The sequence below is a fragment of the Mesorhizobium qingshengii genome, assembly GCF_900103325.1.
Lineage (GTDB): Bacteria > Pseudomonadota > Alphaproteobacteria > Rhizobiales > Rhizobiaceae > Mesorhizobium > Mesorhizobium qingshengii.
Genome location: NZ_FMXM01000003.1, coordinates 592134 through 609754 on the forward strand (window position 1 = coordinate 592134; position 17621 = coordinate 609754).

At 62.9% G+C, this 17621-nt stretch carries 17 protein-coding genes; 9 read left to right on the forward strand and 8 right to left on the reverse strand.

Annotated elements, in window-relative coordinates:
* Positions 1–5: 5 nt before the first annotated feature.
* The 3 genes from BLS48_RS34855 to BLS48_RS06675 all read left to right on the forward strand — a co-directional run bounded on the left by BLS48_RS34855 (position 6) and on the right by BLS48_RS06675 (position 2797).
* Entirely contained in the window at positions 6–479 is a 474-nt protein-coding gene (locus tag BLS48_RS34855) for a hypothetical protein (RefSeq protein WP_143019396.1), read from the forward strand.
* 282 nt (positions 480–761) lie between these two features.
* Positions 762–2153: a sensor histidine kinase gene (locus tag BLS48_RS06670; protein ID WP_425284655.1), complete on the forward strand. Its 1392-nt coding sequence runs from the start codon at positions 762–764 to the stop codon at positions 2151–2153.
* A complete protein-coding gene (locus BLS48_RS06675) occupies positions 2150–2797 on the forward strand; it encodes a response regulator (protein WP_091576176.1) in 648 nt (215 codons plus the stop codon). The genes BLS48_RS06670 and BLS48_RS06675 overlap by 4 nt, the downstream gene beginning before the upstream one ends.
* Before the next feature lie 125 nt (positions 2798–2922).
* Here BLS48_RS06675 and BLS48_RS35580 read toward each other — a convergent pair whose 3' ends face one another.
* From BLS48_RS35580 to BLS48_RS06715, 8 genes are all read right to left on the reverse strand, one after another.
* Positions 2923–3390, reverse strand: a complete 468-nt coding sequence (locus BLS48_RS35580; protein ID WP_167364961.1) for a hypothetical protein — start codon at positions 3388–3390, stop codon at positions 2923–2925.
* Between the two features lie 18 nt (positions 3391–3408).
* Entirely contained in the window at positions 3409–3810 is a 402-nt protein-coding gene (locus BLS48_RS06685; RefSeq protein WP_143019397.1) for a hypothetical protein, read from the reverse strand.
* A gap of 316 nt (positions 3811–4126) precedes the next feature.
* Complete coding sequence (locus tag BLS48_RS06690; protein ID WP_091576179.1) at positions 4127–4324, reverse strand: hypothetical protein; 198 nt, start codon at positions 4322–4324, stop codon at positions 4127–4129.
* Positions 4325–4522: 198 nt separating this feature from the next.
* Positions 4523–5650 (reverse strand): ABC transporter permease, encoded by a 1128-nt coding sequence (locus BLS48_RS06695; RefSeq protein WP_091576180.1) that lies wholly within the window; start codon positions 5648–5650, stop codon positions 4523–4525.
* Positions 5650–8391 carry a ribosome-associated ATPase/putative transporter RbbA gene (gene rbbA / locus BLS48_RS06700; RefSeq protein WP_091576255.1) on the reverse strand — a complete coding sequence of 914 codons (2742 nt, stop codon included), beginning with the start codon at positions 8389–8391 and terminating at the stop codon, positions 5650–5652. Before rbbA ends, BLS48_RS06695 begins: the two co-directional genes overlap by 1 nt.
* Before the next feature lie 2 nt (positions 8392–8393).
* On the reverse strand, positions 8394–9410 hold the full coding sequence (locus BLS48_RS06705; RefSeq protein ID WP_244529525.1) for an HlyD family secretion protein: 1017 nt from the start codon (positions 9408–9410) through the stop codon (positions 8394–8396).
* A gap of 28 nt (positions 9411–9438) precedes the next feature.
* Positions 9439–10743: an ATP-binding protein gene (locus BLS48_RS06710; RefSeq protein ID WP_091576182.1), complete on the reverse strand. Its 1305-nt coding sequence runs from the start codon at positions 10741–10743 to the stop codon at positions 9439–9441.
* A complete protein-coding gene (locus BLS48_RS06715) occupies positions 10740–11462 on the reverse strand; it encodes a response regulator (RefSeq protein ID WP_091576183.1) in 723 nt (240 codons plus the stop codon). The genes BLS48_RS06710 and BLS48_RS06715 overlap by 4 nt, the downstream gene beginning before the upstream one ends.
* A 220-nt stretch (positions 11463–11682) precedes the next feature.
* Between BLS48_RS06715 and BLS48_RS06720 the strand changes: the two genes are divergently transcribed.
* The 6 genes from BLS48_RS06720 to BLS48_RS06740 form a co-directional block, all read left to right on the forward strand.
* Positions 11683–12357 (forward strand): hypothetical protein, encoded by a 675-nt coding sequence (locus tag BLS48_RS06720; protein WP_091576256.1) that lies wholly within the window; start codon positions 11683–11685, stop codon positions 12355–12357.
* 119 nt (positions 12358–12476) lie between these two features.
* On the forward strand, positions 12477–12683 hold the full coding sequence (locus BLS48_RS06725) for a hypothetical protein (RefSeq protein WP_091576184.1): 207 nt from the start codon (positions 12477–12479) through the stop codon (positions 12681–12683).
* Entirely contained in the window at positions 12664–13812 is a 1149-nt protein-coding gene (locus BLS48_RS06730; protein WP_091576185.1) for an efflux RND transporter periplasmic adaptor subunit, read from the forward strand. The genes BLS48_RS06725 and BLS48_RS06730 overlap by 20 nt, the downstream gene beginning before the upstream one ends.
* Positions 13809–16955: an efflux RND transporter permease subunit gene (locus BLS48_RS06735; protein ID WP_208604588.1), complete on the forward strand. Its 3147-nt coding sequence runs from the start codon at positions 13809–13811 to the stop codon at positions 16953–16955. Before BLS48_RS06730 ends, BLS48_RS06735 begins: the two co-directional genes overlap by 4 nt.
* 90 nt (positions 16956–17045) lie before the next feature.
* Positions 17046–17192 carry a hypothetical protein gene (locus BLS48_RS35585; RefSeq protein ID WP_167364962.1) on the forward strand — a complete coding sequence of 49 codons (147 nt, stop codon included), beginning with the start codon at positions 17046–17048 and terminating at the stop codon, positions 17190–17192.
* The coding region (locus BLS48_RS06740; protein ID WP_244529526.1) for a TolC family protein at positions 17182–17621 on the forward strand (440 nt) is incomplete at its 3' end. The genes BLS48_RS35585 and BLS48_RS06740, both read left to right, overlap by 11 nt.

Below are 17621 nucleotides of genomic sequence, written 5' to 3' on the forward strand. Positions count from 1 at the left end.
GCAAAATGCCCCTCACACTCCGCACGACACTCTGTGAGACGAGAGATGCGCTGCACGTGCTGCGCAGGGCCTTGTTCATCAGCGGCCATACCAAATCAATGGAGGGTATAGACTCACTCATTGGCGTCGCCGAAGACAAAGCCGTCCAGGCGATAAACGCCATTGACCGGGCGGAGATTCGAAGGCCTGTCCTTGTGGCGGTGGCAAATCCGGCGGCGCCGGCAGCCATTGTTCTGCCGATCGCCCAGCCCAAAAAGCTTGGCGAGCTTCGCGACCAGGGGATGGGCCTCAGCGTATATTGCGGCAATCCCCGTTGCGGTCATCTCCGCGCGCTCGAGCTCGATGGTCTGATCGAGATCTACGGCACGCACTACGATTTCATCACCGAAAGGCGACTGGCATCGAAGTTGGTCTGTAAACGGTGCCAAAATGCTGGAGGAAGGCTCGTCGTCGTCTCCGACAAAAGGCCACGGTACTGATCGCCAGGTCGATCTGGCGCTCGAATTGGATCGCCCGGAAACCAACCTTGTCGTCAACCAGCTCGATTTCCACCAGCATTCCGGATTGACCATCGATGGCTGTCAGCCGAGCCATGGTTGCACCGCAGATCCTCCATAATCATTTCCACGCCATGACAAGCCTCGACCCCGGCTCGATCGCCTGACAGCCATAGCCGGGCTAAAGTCCTGCGCAAGGCAAGACTGAAGCCCAATGTCGCAAGCGTTGCATAGTCTCTATGATCGCCGCAGTCAGGATGGATCGTGCGATTGGTTGAGGACTTCATACGGCGCTGGAACAGGCTTTCGCTGGCCTTGCAGTTCCTTGTCGCCGGCGGCGTCGGGCTGCTGACGGTGATGCTGGTGGTCGGACTTTGGGTGACCTCGCAGATACGGCAAGGCGTCATCCGCAACTCCGCCGCCACCACGGCTCTCTATGTCGACAGCGTGATCGCGCCGCTGCTGCCGGACATGCGCAAGAGCCGCGAGCTCAGCGACAGCGTCAAACAGGCGCTCGACGAAACGCTCGACCAGGGCGCGCTCGGCAAGCGACTGGCCTCGTTCAAGCTGTGGCGGCGCGACGGCACGGTTCTCTACGCCAAGGACAAGACGTTGATCGGCAAGGTTTTCGAGCCGAACGCCAACCTCAACCACGCTTTCAACGGTAATGTCGTTGCCGAGTTCAACAAACTCGACGACGCCGAAAGCAGGAGGGAAAAGGGCATCGGCGTGCCGCTGCTGGAAATCTACAATCCGGTGCGCGAACCCTGGTCTGGCGATGTCGTCGCCGTCTCCGAATTCTACGAGGTGGCCGAGGATTTCCAGTTGACGTTGAACGCTGCCTTGTGGTCGAGCTGGCTGGTGGTGGCCGGCGCCACGGCGGCGGCACTCGCACTTCTTTCGGGCATCGTCTTTCGCGGCAGCCGTACCATCGAGACCCAGCGAACCGCGCTCGAGGCAAAGGTTTCAGAATTGCAGGCGCTGCTGTCGCAGAACTCGACGCTGCGCCAGCGCGTCCAGCGTGCCTCGCGCCGCGCTACAGCCATCAACGAGCGATATCTCAGGCGCATCGGCGCCGACCTCCACGACGGGCCGGCCCAGTTGGTGGCGCTGGCGGCGCTCCGGATGGACAGTCCGCTGCTACTGGACCCAGACACCTCGGCCGAAAAGCGCCAGGCCGAGGTGGCCGGCATCCACAAGACGCTCAGTGAGGCCATGCGCGAGATCCGTGGCATCTGCAACGGGCTGGTGCTGCCACAGATCGAAACGGCCGCGGTGGCCGACATCCTGCGGCTGGCAGTGGCCGAGCACGAAAGGCGCACGGCGAGTTCGGTATCGCTGGCGCTGCCCACACAGTTGCCGGAACCTGGCGCTTCCGAGAAGATCAGTATCTATCGCTTCGTCCAGGAAGGGTTGAACAACGCCTGGCGCCATGGACAAGGCAAGGACCAGGCGGTCAAGGCGGGGACGAAATCCGGCAAGCTTTTTGTTACAGTGTCGGACGGTGGTCCCGGGTTCGATCCCGCAAGGAGCGAGGGCCTGGGCCTCGCCGGCCTGAGGGAGCGCATAGAGAGCATCGGCGGCCGTTTCGAAACTGTGTCCGGCCCGAAAGGCACGCGCCTGTTGATAACATTGTCCGTCGAGGAGCAGCCGTGACCGGTATCATCCACATTGCCATTGTCGACGATCATCCGCTGTTTCGCGAGGGGGTTGCGCGCAGCCTTGCCGAGATCGGCGGCTTCGAAGTGGTTGGCGAAGGCGGGAATGCCGAGGACGCCGAGCGACTGGTCGCGGCCAAGCACCCCGACATACTGCTGCTGGACATCAGCATGCCGGGCGGCGGACTTGCCGCGGCGGCAAGCATCCTGGCCCGGCATTCCGGCCAGAAAATCGTCATGCTGACGGTGTCGGAGACCAATGCTGACGTTGCCCAGGCGCTCAATGCCGGCGTGCGCGGCTATGTGCTGAAAGGCGTCGGCTCGAAGATGCTGGCCGAAATCCTGCATGACGTGTTTGCCGGCGAAAGCTATGTCTCGCCAACGCTGTCGGCGAGACTGCTGTCGGACCTGCTGCAGCCAGCCAACCGCAGGGCCGATCCGCTGGGCCTGCTCACCGACCGCGAGGCCGGGATCCTGCGGCTGGTGGCGGAGGGCTTGAGCAACAAGGAGGTTGCCGGGCGGCTTGCGCTGCAGGAAAAGACCGTGAAGCATCACATGACGCGGGTCCTGTCGAAGCTCAATGTGCGCAACCGCACCGAGGCCGCGCTGCTGATGCGCGAGGCGAAGGACCGGACTGGCTGAGAGCGGGTTCCGAGCCCTGGCGGCGATCCGTATCGACGCAAGAACTCACCCCCGCCCGAAGGCGAGGGTGAGGTGAGAAGCGAGTGTTGCCTTACTAAACTCCCCCGCTCTCACAACCTTGGCCCTCACAACCTTTTCAGGCGGGCCAGATCGGCGGCAGTCGCCGCGCGCTCGACGATTGTGCGGCCGAGCGCATCCTTCATCACGAAGCGGCCGTTTTCGATCTTTTCCCGCAGGCCATCGGGGTGGACAACCTTGATGGTGCTGCCGTGAATACTAACCTTGTCGCCTGTCTGGGGATTGACGTGGCTGTTGCCGGGACCTGTACCACCACTGCTGCCGCCGCTCCCACTCCCGCTACCGCTGCTACCGCTGTTGCTACCGCTACCCCCGCTGCCACTGTTGCTGCCGCTGCCGCTGCCGCTGCCGCTGCCACCTTCACTCTCGCCGCCATCATCCTCGGCGCGGACATCGGCAGGAACGACCTTGGCGGTGCCGTCAAACGTCAAGTGGTAGGGTGCGACGGTAAGAACGAGCGCCGTCGAGGCCCGCAGGACGAACCAGCAAATTCGGGTCAACGACAGCGCTCTCATATCTACAGTCCAGCCATGCTAGGGCGTGGTCACCGGCGGTGGGGTATCGTCGTCGCTGGCATCGGTACCGTCGTCGCTGCCATTGTCGTCGCCAGCGTCGTGGCCTGCGCCGTCGTCGCTGCCATCATTGCCCGCGCCGTCATCGCCGCCATCATGGCCTGCGCCGTCATCGCCGCCATCATGGCCTGCGCCGTCATCGCCGCCATCATGGCCTTCGCCGGAGTGGCCACCCTCGCCGCCACCGCTGCCACCACCACCCTCGCCACCGCCTCCTTCGCTCTCGGCGTAGGCGCTGGCGGAGACTACCTTTGCGACGCCGGCGCCGTCAAAGGTGATATGGTAGGGTGCGATGGTCAGCGCGAGCGCCGCGGAAGCCCGCAGGGCGAGCCAGCAAAGACGGGTTAAAGGTAGTTTGCGCATCTTGATCCTCCTTGTGCCGGTCCGTGGGAGGTCCTGCTTGAAAAAACGAACCCGAACCGGCGTTGTTGACAGGAGGAGCATTCACCGGAATGGGGCCCGATGAAAGCGGCCCAAGACCCATGCCTTGCCTGGTAGGACTTTTTCGCCACCGGCATCCGACTTAAGTCCGCCGTCCTAGCCGGCTCCGCGTTGTCAGCGCAGCCACCGCAGCCCCAAAAGCGGTTTGCGCGTACGCGCGTTGATCCGCTCAATCGCGTCAGTGCTCAGGCCGACCTTGCGGAAGAGGTCGATATCAATGAGAACCGGCCAACTGGCATCAGTCGGGCTTCTTGTTTGAAGATCCAGTAAAGATGCCGCGGAGCTTGGGAAGATACAGGACTACAACCGAGGCCGCCAAGATCAGCAGGAGGAAAACCACAAACTGCATGATCGTGTAGCCAATCTGATCGCGTGGCATGAACCAACCGGCCACGATACCGGCGCCAGCCAGGAGAATGCGAACGAGCCAACTCATAGTGATGGAATCCAATGGTTGAACATTGACAGCATATCGGGTTCTGCCCGCCGGACCTTGCTTTGGATCAAGTGCCTATGATGGCAGTGGCCCGGTGTGAGGAAAAACGAGCAGTTGCGTGACGAATGACTGGCGGTACGGCAATTCAGAGCAGTCCGCTCACGACAACGCCTGTATGCCAACGGACGAAGATCCAGCCTACTGTGTCGTCGCAATGGAGCGCCTGAAAAGGAGCAGGCTCGCTGCGAGAAACGTTATCCCCATTATCAGCACGGTCGCGAACTCCTTCCATACAATTGTGAAATCCGCGCCCCGGGAGACGATCGCCTGCATGAAGCTGACGTAATGTCGGGAAGGCAGAAACCACGTTACGTACTGAAGCCATTGAGGTTGGCTCGCGACCGGTGACATGCCCCCCGACAACATCATCATCGGCATGACGACCATCATCATCAGCAGCGCGAACTGAGCCATGGTGCGCGCCAGCGTACCGAGAAAGATGCCGATGGCAGCGGCGGCAAATACGTAGATGGTCGTGCCAAGCATCAGCAACCCGCGCGAGCCAGCGATTGGAACGTCGAGCGCTCCCTCCACGACCAGCAGCAAGGAGCAGGCGAATGCGACGATGATCACGAGGCCGTTCGCCCAGACCTTGGCCAGCGCGATCTCAAATGCCGTGAGGGGCATCACCAGGAGATGCTCGATGGTGCCGTGCTCGCGCTCGCGCAACAGCGCCGCTCCGGTCAGGATGATGACCAGCATCGATAGCTCATCTCCCAAGCTTACAATCGACTTGAACCAAGATTGGGTTCCGTCAGGATTGAAAGCGCGACGGATGGCGAGATCGGAGGAGCGCCCCGTTGTCGCTTCGAAATCCTTCCGGTAGCGGTCGATCTCATTCGTCACCATGTTCTGGATATAACCAGCACCGAGCGAAGCCTGTTGCGAGGCCGTAGCGTCCACATTCACCTGGATTTCGGTGTCACGCCCCTTTCTCGTGTCTTTCTCGAATCCCGGGGGGATGACGATGATGAAGGTGTAGAGCCCCTCGTCCATCGCCCGGTCGATGTCGGCGGCACTGATGGTTTTGACGGTCTGGAAGTACGGCGGATAGAACAACCCGGCGATTGAGCGAGAGAGCTGCGATTGGTCCTCGTCGACAATGCCGATGGCGGCGTTGTTGACAGTCTCTCCAGCGCCGGTCGACTGCATGTAGATGCTGAAGCCAAACGACCAGATGATGAAGAGGATCATCGTCAGATCCTTTGCAAGCGCCCGAAGCTCCTTGGTGCCGAGCCAGAAGATGTTGGAGAAGCTCGATAGCATCACTTCTCCTGTTTTTTCAGCAGCATCACCGACAGCATAAGAAAGGCCGGGGGGAACAGCGCGAGCGCCAGGAGATCCGTCATCATGTCGCCAAGCCCAAGCCCCTTGGTGAAGGCGCCCACGCTCATGTGCGTGTAGTAGGTCGTCGGCCACAGCCGGCCCATGAGGCGCGCGCCGCCTTCAAGCGTGGAGACGGGCTGCATCATCCCCGAGAATTGCATGGTTGGCAGCATCGACAAGACCGCGCCAGCGAAGACCGCTGTCACTTGGCTCTTGGTGAGGGTCGAGATGAAGAGTCCATAGCCAGTGGCGGCCGCGGTGTAGAGCAGAGCCCCAAGGGCCAGGACCATGCCGTTGCCCTTGAGTGGAACCCCAAACAAGAACAGCACGGTCGCCGTCAGGATGACGAAATTGATCATTCCGACGCCGAGATAAGGCACCTGCTTGCCGATCAGGAATTCCAGCCGGGTGGTTGGCGTCGCATAGAAATTGGTGATCGTGCCGATCTCCTTTTCCCGGGCGACGCTCACCGCCATCAGAATCGCCAGGAACATCATCATCAGCATGGCCGGAAGCGATGGCCCGATGGAATAGATGCTCTCGGCTGTCGGATTATAGCGATAGCGGACCTGGAGCGTCGTGGTGGGATCGGATGTGGATGGGGTGCTCGCCTCACGGCTTCTTTGCTCGGAAAAGAGATCGTGCGCCTGCTGCACATATCCCTCTATGGTCGCCGCCCTCGTGGTGTTCGCGCCATCGATCCAAGCCGAGACCTGCCAGTCGGAGCCGCGTTTCACCATGCGCCCGAAGTTCGGCGGGATCTCGATAGCGAGCTCAATCTCGTTGGACTTCAGGCGGTCTTCCATCGCCTGCACGTTCTGGATCGGCGACCGCTCCGTAAAGTAGTGGGAGCTTGAGAAACCGCCGAGATAGGCCCGGCTTTCGGGTGTGTTGTCATGGTCGAAAGCCGCGTAGGTCAGATTGGTCACGTCGTTCGACAAGCCGAAGCCGAAGATCAGCATGATGATGAACGAGCCGAGGAAGGCGAAGGCGAGCCGGACGGGATCGCGCATGAGCGACAGCATCTCGCACTGCGTGTAGGCGAACAGGCGCCGCAGCGGCAGGAAGCGCGGGCGAGCAGGCGAAGTGGCCCGCGCTTCCTGCCGGACCAGCGACGGAGCTTCCTGCGCGGCCGGCGCAGATCGAGACCCCTCGGCTTCCTCGATATAGGCGATGAAAGCCTCTTCGAGATCGGCGCCGTTCTTGGAGGCGATCACGTTATCCGGTGCGTCGCACACGAGCACGCGACCTGCATGCATCAACGAGATGCGGTCGCAACGCATCGCTTCATTCATGAAATGCGTGGAGACGAAGATGGTCACGTTGCGGCTTCGCGACAGGTCGACCAGCAGCCGCCAGAATTCGTCTCGCGCCTGCGGATCAACGCCGGAGGTCGGCTCATCGAGTATGAGCAGTTCGGGATCGTGCACGATCGCGACGGCGAGCGAGAGGCGCTGGCGCACACCAAGCGGAAGGGAATTGGCGTCAGCATCCGCATAGTCGGTCAGCCCAACCTCCTTGATGAGCTTTTCGCTGCGGTCGGCAGCATTGGCTTTGCTCAGGTGGAACAGGCGGGCGTGCAGGAGAAGGTTCTGGCGAACCGTCAGCTCGCCGTAGAGAGAAAAGGATTGCGTCATGAAGCCCACGCGCCGACGTATCGACAGATCCTTCGCGTCGACCGGGCTGCCGCACACCTCCGCCTGGCCCTCACTCGGTGCAAGCAGCCCGGTCAGCATCTTCATCGTCGTGGTCTTGCCGCAACCGTTGGAGCCAAGGAAGCCGAAGATCTCGCCTTTCTCGATGGTGAAGGAGACACGATCGACCGCGGTGAAGTTGCCGAAGCGGCGAGTCAGGCCCTTCGCCACGATCACCGGTTCTTCGGCGCTCGGCTTGCGCGGCGGAATGACGAAGCGCTCCTGTTTGCTCTTTTGCCCTGGCTGCAAGGCGACAAAGACCGATTCAAGATCTTGCTCGCCGGTGGCTTCCCGGAGCTCGTCGGCGGTGCCGAAGGCGAGTATTTTCCCGTGATCCATTGCGACCAGCCAATCGCAGTGGCTGGCTTCGTCCATGTAGGCGGTCGAGACAACGACGCTCATCGCCGGCCGCTCGCGGCGCAGGTCGGCGATGAGCGTCCAGAACTGTCGCCGCGAGAGTGGATCGACCCCCGTCGTCGGCTCATCGAGAATAAGAAGATCGGGATCATGGATGAGCGCGCAGCACAGTCCCAGCTTCTGCTTCATGCCGCCCGAGAGCTTCCCCACGGGGCGGTCGAGAAAGGGCAGCAGTCCTGTTGCGCCCGCGAGCTGGCGAATGCGCGTCTCCCGCTCACCCGCGGTAAGACCAAACAGCGTGCCAAAGAAAGCAAGGTTCTCCGCAACGCTTATCTCCTGGTAGAGGTTCTTGCCGAGCCCCTGCGGCATGTAGGCGATGCGCGTGCAAACTGCCCGGCGATGTCTGGCGTTGGCTATGCTGCCGTCCAGGACCTGGACCGTACCGATCTGCAGTTTCCGCGCGCCGGCGATCAGACCAAGCAGGGTCGACTTGCCGGCGCCGTCGGGGCCAATGAGGCCCGTCATCCGGCCACTCGGCAGATCGAACGACACGTTGTCGAGCGCCAAGACCTTGCCGTAGGCATGGGTCACGCCGGAGATCCGGGCAATCTGGCCAGCCTGTGCCGCCATCATCATTCCCCAGCGTCGATGGGATCGCCCTGGAAACGTTTCTGCAGGGACTCCGGCCAGTCGGGCGGGTTCGGTTCGAGTCGGACATAGCCGGTGCCCCTCGCCCCGGTCTTTACCTGCTCGATGTGATCTTCAACGAGGCTCGACGGAATGCGCAGCTTGACCCGGAACATCAGCTTGTCCCGCTCGCTGCGCGTCTCGATCTGCTTCGGGGTGAACTGGGCCTCGGGCGAGACGAAGCTCACCTTGGCGGGCACGGCGAAGTCGGCGCCGTCGAACTGGATGCGAGCCTGCGAGCCAACGGGAACCCGCATGGCCTGCTCGGAGGTCAGATAGATCTCCATGTAGATCTCCGAGAGATTGACGATCGTCAGAACCTTGCCGCCGGCGCTGACGACTTCGCCGGGATTTGCAAGGCGATAGAGGACGCGGCCCTTGACTGGTGTTGCGAGGGTCGCGTCGGCGATCTGGGCATCGGTCTGATCCACCAAAGCTTTCGCCGCTTCGATCGAGCGCTCCCTGGCAGTCACATTCTTTTCCGCGGCCTCAACGACGGCGCGCGCGGAATCGCGCTCGCTCTGGTACTGATCGCGTGTTTGCTGGCTGAGAGCGCCTGTATCGACGAGTGTGAGAGCCCGCCGGAGGTTGGCCTCCTTGAGCATTAATTCGGCCTGCCGCTGAGCCACCGTCGCCTTAGCCTCGAGCATCGAAGCTTCCTCGGAGGTCTGATCGGCGACATACTTGGCACGCTCGGCCAGAAGTTCCGTGGTATCGATCCGGGCGAGGATCTGCCCGGCGGAAACGAGGTCGCCCTCTTCGACGAGCACGTCCCGTACGCGACCGGCGGATTTCGCGGAGATGTCGACCTCATCGGACTCGATCCGACCGTTGCCCGATACCAACCCATCCGGCAGCTTTCCTTGCTGGCTCTGCCACCAATACCAAGCGCCGCCAGCACCGGCCGCCACGATCAGGACAAAGATCAGAACACTCGTCGTCGATGGGCGGCGGATCTTCACAAGTGGGCACTCCATTCCTCTGGCAGGCTTATGAGACGGTGGAAATCGGATTGAACTTTTGATCCGGCTCAAATCCTGATTTTTCAAGAACCGCATCGAAAACGACTTTCTGAGAAAGACCGCCGCCATGGCGGTTCTCCAAGGTCACGGTCCCGCCGTACCGTTCGATAATTTCCTTCGCGATGGCCAGACCAAGGCCGGCACCTGGAATTGATTGCCAGCGGCCCGCGTCGACGCGAAAGAACGGCTCGAACGCCTTGTTCAGCAGCTCGTGCGGGATGCCCGGTCCGCGATCGGCAATGCTGAGAACGACGTGACCGTCCGCGGCGGCGAGCGAAACGCAGCAACCTTTGCCATGGGTGGCCGCGTTGACGATGAGATTGCGCAGGGCCCGGCGCAGGCCAAGCGCGCCTGCCCTGACCGAGACCTTGTCCAAATTGCCGGTCGTTACCGCGTGACCAAGCGAAACCATCTCGGCCTCGATGTCACGGACCAGCCTTTCAAGATCAACAGATTCGACGGCATCCCCCGCAACCTCCTCGCGCACCAGCCGGATGGCGCTATCGGCGATACGGTCGAGTTCCTCGAGATCGTGCAGCCATTTCTCGCGTTCTTCTTCCGCCAGAAATTCGACACGCAACCGCATGCGCGTCATCGGCGTTCGCAGATCATGGCCCGCGGCTGCGACCAGCCGCATGCGGCTTTCCATGGCCGCTTTGAGCCTAGTCGAAAGCTGGTTCAGTGCGCGTGCGGTGGCACGTACCTCGCCAGAGCCTTCTTCCGGCAGCGGCGCAAGAACTCCATCCAGTCCGATGCGCGCGGTGGCGGCTTCCAGCATGACCAGTGGCTTCGTCAAAATCGTCGCGAAGTATAGCGACACCGCTGTGGCACCAAGCACAATCAAGGTGATCCAGCCAGCCAGCACCAACCAGCGGTCGGCCGGCGGCGAGAAATCCGGAATATCGACGGCCATCCAGCGGCCGTCCGGCAGTTGCACCGACGCGACCATGCCTTGCTTGCCTGCGACGCGGACCACGAGGGCTGGAAAATCCGCACCGCTGTGTTGAAGCGCTCTGACAAGAAGATATGTCGCGCGTTCGTCTTCCTGCCCGCTTGCCGGCTGGGTCCCCAGCTCGATCCGCAGATCGTCGGCGCTGGCGACATGGCTCGGGAGCGACTGCGCCAGAAGCCTGATCTGTCGTGCAACTGGCTCTATGGTCGATTCCGGCGTCGGAGGCCCAACCACGCTGACGACCGCAAACGTCGCCAACGCGACCACCCCTACGATCGCCGTCACCAGAAGCAGCGCAATTCGCGCTCTGAGAGAACTCACGCCCGCTCGTCCAAGGTCTCGACGCGCACGGTCATCTGGTAACCGCCATTGCGCACAGTCTTGAAAAGGGGCGCCGCCGCATCTTCGCCAAGCTTGCGCCTAAGCCGGCTCATCAGCACATCGACGGAGCGATCAAGAGGTTCCCGCTCGCGGCCTTGCGTGATATCCAGAAGCTGGTCGCGCGACAGAACCCGACCCGGCCGATCGACAAAAACCTGCAACAGATCGAATTCCGCACCGGTAAGGTCGATTGTCTCATCTCTCACATTGGTGACGCGGCGAATGCCTGGCTCCATCGTATAGTTGGCGAAGCGGTAGACCCGGGTAATGGCAGGGGCCTGGTCGTGCGACGAACGCCGCAGCACCGCGCGGATGCGTGCGGTCAACTCGCGCGGGTTGAATGGCTTGCCGAGATAATCATCGGCGCCGAGCTCAAGTCCGACGATGCGGTCCACATCCTCCTTCAGCGCCGTCAGTAGAATGACGGGGACGTGCGGTTTGCTGTCACGCAGGGCGCGGCATATATCGAGGCCCGAGCCATCGGGCAGCATGACATCGAGCACGATCAGATCGAACTGCCCTGTGATCAGCTGTTGCTCGCATTCGCGCCGATCCGCCGCAACTGAAACACGGAAACCCTGGCCGTCGAGATAGCGACCGAGAAGCGTCCTGATCTCGTGATCGTCGTCGACGACAAGAATCTGTGGTTGTGGCTGCATTGCCTGTTCTGCTCGATGCTGTGCCCTGTTCTTTGCCAATTATAGGCGAGCTGAGGGAGTGCGGGACGGAAAATTGCAACGGAATGTTTCCAGACAGGGCGCAGAAACATTCTGTAACAAATATCCCTTTTCCAGCAATCTTCGGAAATAGACCGAAGCAAATGGGAAAAAAATGCTCCCTATCCTGCTGTCATCGATGCATGCTGGAAAGGAATACATCATGCGAAGCAGGCTTTTCGCGCTTGGTCTCTTTTCCGTGGCGATGATTCATCCCGCGCTGGCGCGGCAGTTCGAACTCACCGCCGCATCCGGCGACGGTCCGCCGGCCGTCGCCATGCCGGGAGGATCGGACCAGGGTCCGATGCCGTTGCCCGGGCCGATGCGGCATGGACAAGGAGGCTTCGGCTCGCACCGCATGGGGCCACCGCCGGAATTCATGCTGGCAGCCAGGCTTGCGGCGATCGAGGCCCGCATAGGTGTCAGGACCGAACAGATTGACGCATGGCGCGACTATACCGGCGCACTGCAGGCGGTGCTGGCGCCGCCGCGGCCTAACCATGGTCATGGGGGCTCCGGGGAGCGCGAGCCCGACGCTGGCGTGGCCGGCGCTGAAAGCAACGCCGATGTCCCCGATCCTTTCGCCTTTCAGGATAGGCTGGCCGACGATCTCACCAAACGTGCTGCTTCTGCGGGCAAGCTGAAGGTCGCAATCGCCGCGCTGCGCACCAGGCTGACGCCCGAACAACTCGAAATTCTCGCTTCGGCGGAACGACCCCAGGGACCACCCCCCGGCCCCTGGGACAATCCGCCGGATGATGCAGCCGGCCCCAGAGGCCTGCCCAGTCCTGGCAGGCAGCTCCCACCCCCCCAACCCCGGATAGGTGAGCAACTCTGAGCGGCTGCACCGGCCGGATCTGCTGCGTGTCGCTAATGATCCGGCCGGTTCCTTTCCCGAAACGGCGGCCCATCCGAACGAATGGGCCGTTCGAAACCAGGAAAATCGAAAGCGCAAGAATGTGGGAAGCCCTGATGATGATGCGGTTGATCGCATCCATCGCTCCGACTTTTTCGAACAGCAACGGAGCCAGCGCATCGCCAGTGACCCTGCCGGCGGAGACGCTCAAAGGCATGATCCGGCTGAGCTTTGCCGCGTATCGCCTGTCACTGCCGCTTTCCGACCACCGAAACGAAACCAGAAATCATGATCAGAAAATTGCGTAAGGGATATCTCGTCCTGGCGGGCGTGTTGGTTGCAGCCGCGGCACTCAAGGCCTATGGCCGCGGTGCGGTCGAACCAGCGGCACAAACGGTTGCGCCCGCGCAGGCCGCCGCGTTGACGGTTTCGGTCGAGAACGTGCGTCCCGAGCTCATCGCCTCCTCGGTCGATGCCACGGGCACAGTTGCGGCCTGGCAGGAAGGGACGATCGGCGCGCAAGCCAGTGGTTTGCAATTGACCGCGGTGCTGGTTTCCGAAGGCGATCAAGTGAAATCAGGCGAAGTCGTTGCGCGGCTGGACGCCTCGCTGTTGAAAGCGGAACTGGCCGAGCAGAAGGCTGCGGTCACGCAGGCCCAGGCGACATTGGACGCCGCTATATCGGCGGCCGCCCGTGCCGACAAGCTGCTGGCGAGCAAAGCGGTCAGCGCCGAGACGGCAGAGGATAAGGCGACGGCGGTCAAGACCGACCGGGCGCAACTGGAGCAGGCTGAAGCTGTCGCCCAGAAGTTGCAGGCGGAACTTGATCAGACGACCATCCGCGCGCCCTTCGACGGCATTGTCTCCAGCAAGCCGGCGGTCGCCGGCTCGATCGTCCAAACCGGCACCGAGCTCATGAAGATCATGCGTGACGGCAAGCTGGAGGTCGGTGTTCTCATTCCGGAAAAGGACCTGCCGGCAATTGCGGTTGGCCAGTCGGCTACCATCGTCGACGGGGCGGGGCGCACGACAAAGGGCGCGGTTTCGTCCATCGCCCAGACGGTCAATTCGACGACGCGGCTTGCCACGGTCCATGTCTCCCTGGGCGAAGGCTCAGACCTGAAACCGGGTATGTTCGCGCGCGTATCGATCGCAACCGCCGCTTCGCCGCAGCTGAGTGTCGCCGAGGCCGCCCTGGTCTGGCATGACGGCAAACCTGCCGTCTTCGTCGTGGGCGACGGTGGAAAGGTCAGTGCGCGCGCTGTCTCGACCGGCATGCGCCAGAGTGGCCGGGTGGTGGTCGAATCCGGCCTGTCGGAGGGCGACAGCATCGTGGTTGCCGGCGCCGGTTTCCTCAACGACGGCAATCTGGTGCGCATCGCCACCAGGGAGGCGGATGCCGGCGATGCCGCGACCGCCAGGGATATTCCCCGATGAACGCCATTTCCTCCTGGTCGATCCGCAACCCGGTTCCGACCATCGTGCTGTTCCTGTCGCTGACGATCGCCGGCCTGTACGGCTTCATGCAGCTGCGCACCAACAACATGCCCGACATCGACCAGCCGACGGTTACCGTCACGGTGACGCAGTCGGGCGCGGCTCCAAGCGAGATGGAGGTTCAAGTCGCGCAGGTGATCGAGAATGCCGTGGCGAGCCTCGAAGGCGTCGACGACGTCTCGACTTCGATCAGCGAAGGCTCTTCGGTTACCACCATCGAGTTCACGCTCGACACAAACTCCGAGACGGCTGCCAACGACGTCCGCAATGCGGTTTCGGGCGTACAATCCAGCCTGCCGGCGGCTGCCCAGACACCGGTCGTGGCCAAGGTCAACGCGACAGGCAATTCGGTGCTGACCTACGTGGTCGAGGCGCCGACCATGTCGCCCGACCGGCTGAGCTGGTACATCGACAACGACGTCGCCAAGGCCATGCTCGGCGTCGACGGCGTCTCCAAGATCACCCGTTCGGGCGGCGTCGACCGGGTCATCCGGGTCGAGCTCGATCCCGATCGGCTTGCCGCGCTCGGCATCAGCGCCGGCGATGTCAGCCAGACGCTCGCATCCAACAATGTCAACCGGCCGGGCGGCCGCACTGCCATCGGCGGCCAGGAGCAGTCGGTGCGTACGCTCTCCAGCGCCGCGACCGTCGAGGCGCTGGCCGATACACGCATCGCGCTGACAGGAGCAGGCGACGTCAAACTCTCCGATCTCGGCACGGTGGTCGACAGTTGGGAAAAGCCGCGCCAGGCGGCCTATCTCGACGGCAGACAGGTCGTCGCCTTCAACATCTACAGGTCCGTCGGGTCGAGCGAGATCGACGTGGTCAAGGCCGTGCGCGCCGCGATCACCGAAATCGGCTCCAGGACCACCGCTGCAAAATTCACCGAGGTCACGTCATCATCGGGTTTCGTCCAGGAAAGCTACGATGCCGCGTTTGAAGCGCTCTGGCTCGGCGCGCTGCTCGCCATCGGCGTCGTCTGGCTGTTCCTGCGCGACATCAGGGCAACGCTGGTATCGGCGGTCGCCATGCCATTGTCGCTGATCCCGACCTTCGCGGTGATGGCGGCCTTCAACATCTCGCTCAACAACATCACTCTGCTCGCTCTGTCGCTGGTGGTCGGCATTCTGGTCGACGACGCCATCGTCGAGATCGAGAACATCGTGCGCCATATGCGCCAGACCGGCAGCAGCGCCTATCAGGCGGCGATCGAGGCCGCCGACGAAATCGGCCTTGCGGTGGTTGCGACCACCGCGACCATCGTCGCCGTGTTCCTTCCGGTGGCCTTCATGCCCGGCATTCCCGGAAAATTCTTCTTCAGCTTCGCCGTCGCCGTGTGCGTCTCGGTGCTGTTCTCGCTGCTGGTCGCGCGCATGCTGACGCCGCTGATGGGCGCCTATCTGGTGCGCGCCGGCGCCCATAGTGAGGACGACATGCCGGCCTGGGTGCCGACTTATCTCTGGCTGCTGCGCAGCGCGCTCAACCACCGCTGGATCACACTTGTCGCCGGCATTGCCTTCTTCGCCGGCTCAATGGTGCTGGCGACGAAACTACCGACCGAATTCATGGCGGCCGCCGATCGCGGCCGTTCGGTGATCTCGGTCGAGCTGCAGCCGGGATCGACCATCGAGCAGACGGCGGCTGTCGTGCAGGGCATCACCAGCCGCCTCGAGAAGGAGCCGGCGGTCGACAGGGTCTTCGCCACTATCGGCACAGCGGCCACATCGGGCGGCGGACCGAACCGCGGTTCGACATCGGCCGAGGTGCGCACCGCCACCATAACCGTCAATCTGAAGCCGCGCGCCGAACGCACCGTCAGCCAGCAGGCGTTCGAGGCCGAAGCCTCGCCGAAGCTTAACGACATCCCCGGGGCCCGCATCCAGTTCGGCGCCGATGGCTTTTCGGGAGCCAAGGTGTCGGTCACGCTGGTCGGCGACGATGGCGAGGCGCTGCAGAAGACGAGTGACGCGCTGATGGACGAGATGAAATCGATCCCGGGCCTCAGCAATCCAACCTCGACGGCGGCGACCACCAAGCCGGAGCTGATCGTGCGCCCGGACAGCGCAAAGGCTGCTCAGCTCGGCATCACGCCGACCGAGATCGCCGATACGGTGAAGATCGCCACCCTTGGCGATACCGACACCAGCCTGCCGAAATTCAATCTCGGCGATCGCCAGGTGTCGATTGTCGTGACACTGCCTGATGGAGCTATCGACGATCCGTCGAAACTGGCTGTCCTGCCGCTGACCGGCACGAAGGGCGTAGCGCCGCTTGGAGCGGTCGCCGACATCAGCTTCAGCGCCGGGCCCAACAGCATCGCAAGGGTGGATCGCAGCCGCAGCGCCACGATCGAGGCGAATCTTTCCGGCATCACGCTCGGCGAAGCGACCGCGGCAATCCGCGCTCTGCCGGTCATGCAGAACTTGCCGGACGGCGTGCACGAATTGGCGCGCGGCGACGCCGCTCGCATGCAGGAGTTGTTTGCCGGCTTTGCCACCGCGATCGTCGCCGGCATCCTTCTGATGTACCTGACGCTGGTTCTGCTGTTCCGCAGTTTCGTGCAGCCGGTGACCATTCTGGTCGCGCTGCCGCTGTCGGTCGGCGGCGCGCTCGGCCTGCTTTTGATCACCGGCAAGGCGCTTGGCCTGACACCACTGATCGGCCTGCTGATGCTGATGGGTATCGCGGCGAAGAACTCGATCCTGCTCGTCGAATATGCGCTGGTGGCGCAGAAGGAACGTGGCCTGGGCCGCTTCGAGGCGCTGATCGACGCTGCCCGGAAGCGCGCCAGGCCCATCGTCATGACATCCATCGCCATGGGCGCCGGTATGCTGCCGATCGCGCTTGGCATCGGTGCCGATGCCGAGACGCGGGCGCCAATGGCGATCGCCGTGATCGGCGGGCTGTTGTCCTCGACCATGCTCAGCCTGGTCTACGTGCCGGTGGTCTATACCTTCATGGACGACATCCAGCGCTTCCTCGCCCGCCACCTGGGCAGGTTGCTGGTGGAACCACCCGCCGGTGGGCACGCGGCGAGCGCAACTCCAGGGAAAGATCGACCTGACAATGCCTATCCAGCCTGACCGGTCCCTGCAGTCGGGCGCGGGGCGCCGCTACGCGCCCCGGGCCGCAATGCTCGCCTCGCCCTTCTTCTGGCGGCTTGCATCGGTGTCATGGGCGGCATGATCGCGGCGACGGTGATCGGCGTGTTCCTGGTGCCGCTGCTGTTCGTGACGGTGCGCCGCATCTTCAAGGGCGGGGCGGCCAGGCAGGATGCCTCGACGGACACCGGGCCGGAGGCAACGATCCATGACAATTGAGGGTAAGGGTATGACGGGTGATGATATCGCCACCAGGCGGGCCTCGGCACAGATCAGGAGCGCACCGGCAAGACGCGCTGTCGGGGCGCGGCTGATCGTCGTGACGCTGACGGCAACGGCGCTCGCCGGCTGCGTCGTCGGCCCGGACTACCAGAAGCCATTCCTGGCGATGCCGGCAAGCTGGAGCGGTCACAACAAGGCCACGCCGGCCAAGCCGGCACAATTGTCGAAATGGTGGCAGCGGCTGCGCGATCCCGAGCTGAACACGCTCGTCGACGAGGCGGTTGCCGGGAATCTCGACGTCGCCACGGCGAAGGCCAAGATCCGCGAGGCGCGCGCCAGCTATCGCCAGAGCAGCGGGGCCCTGTTCCCGTCGGTCGACGGCTCCGGCTCGGTCACCCGCAACAAGTCGGCCGCGACCACGTCGGG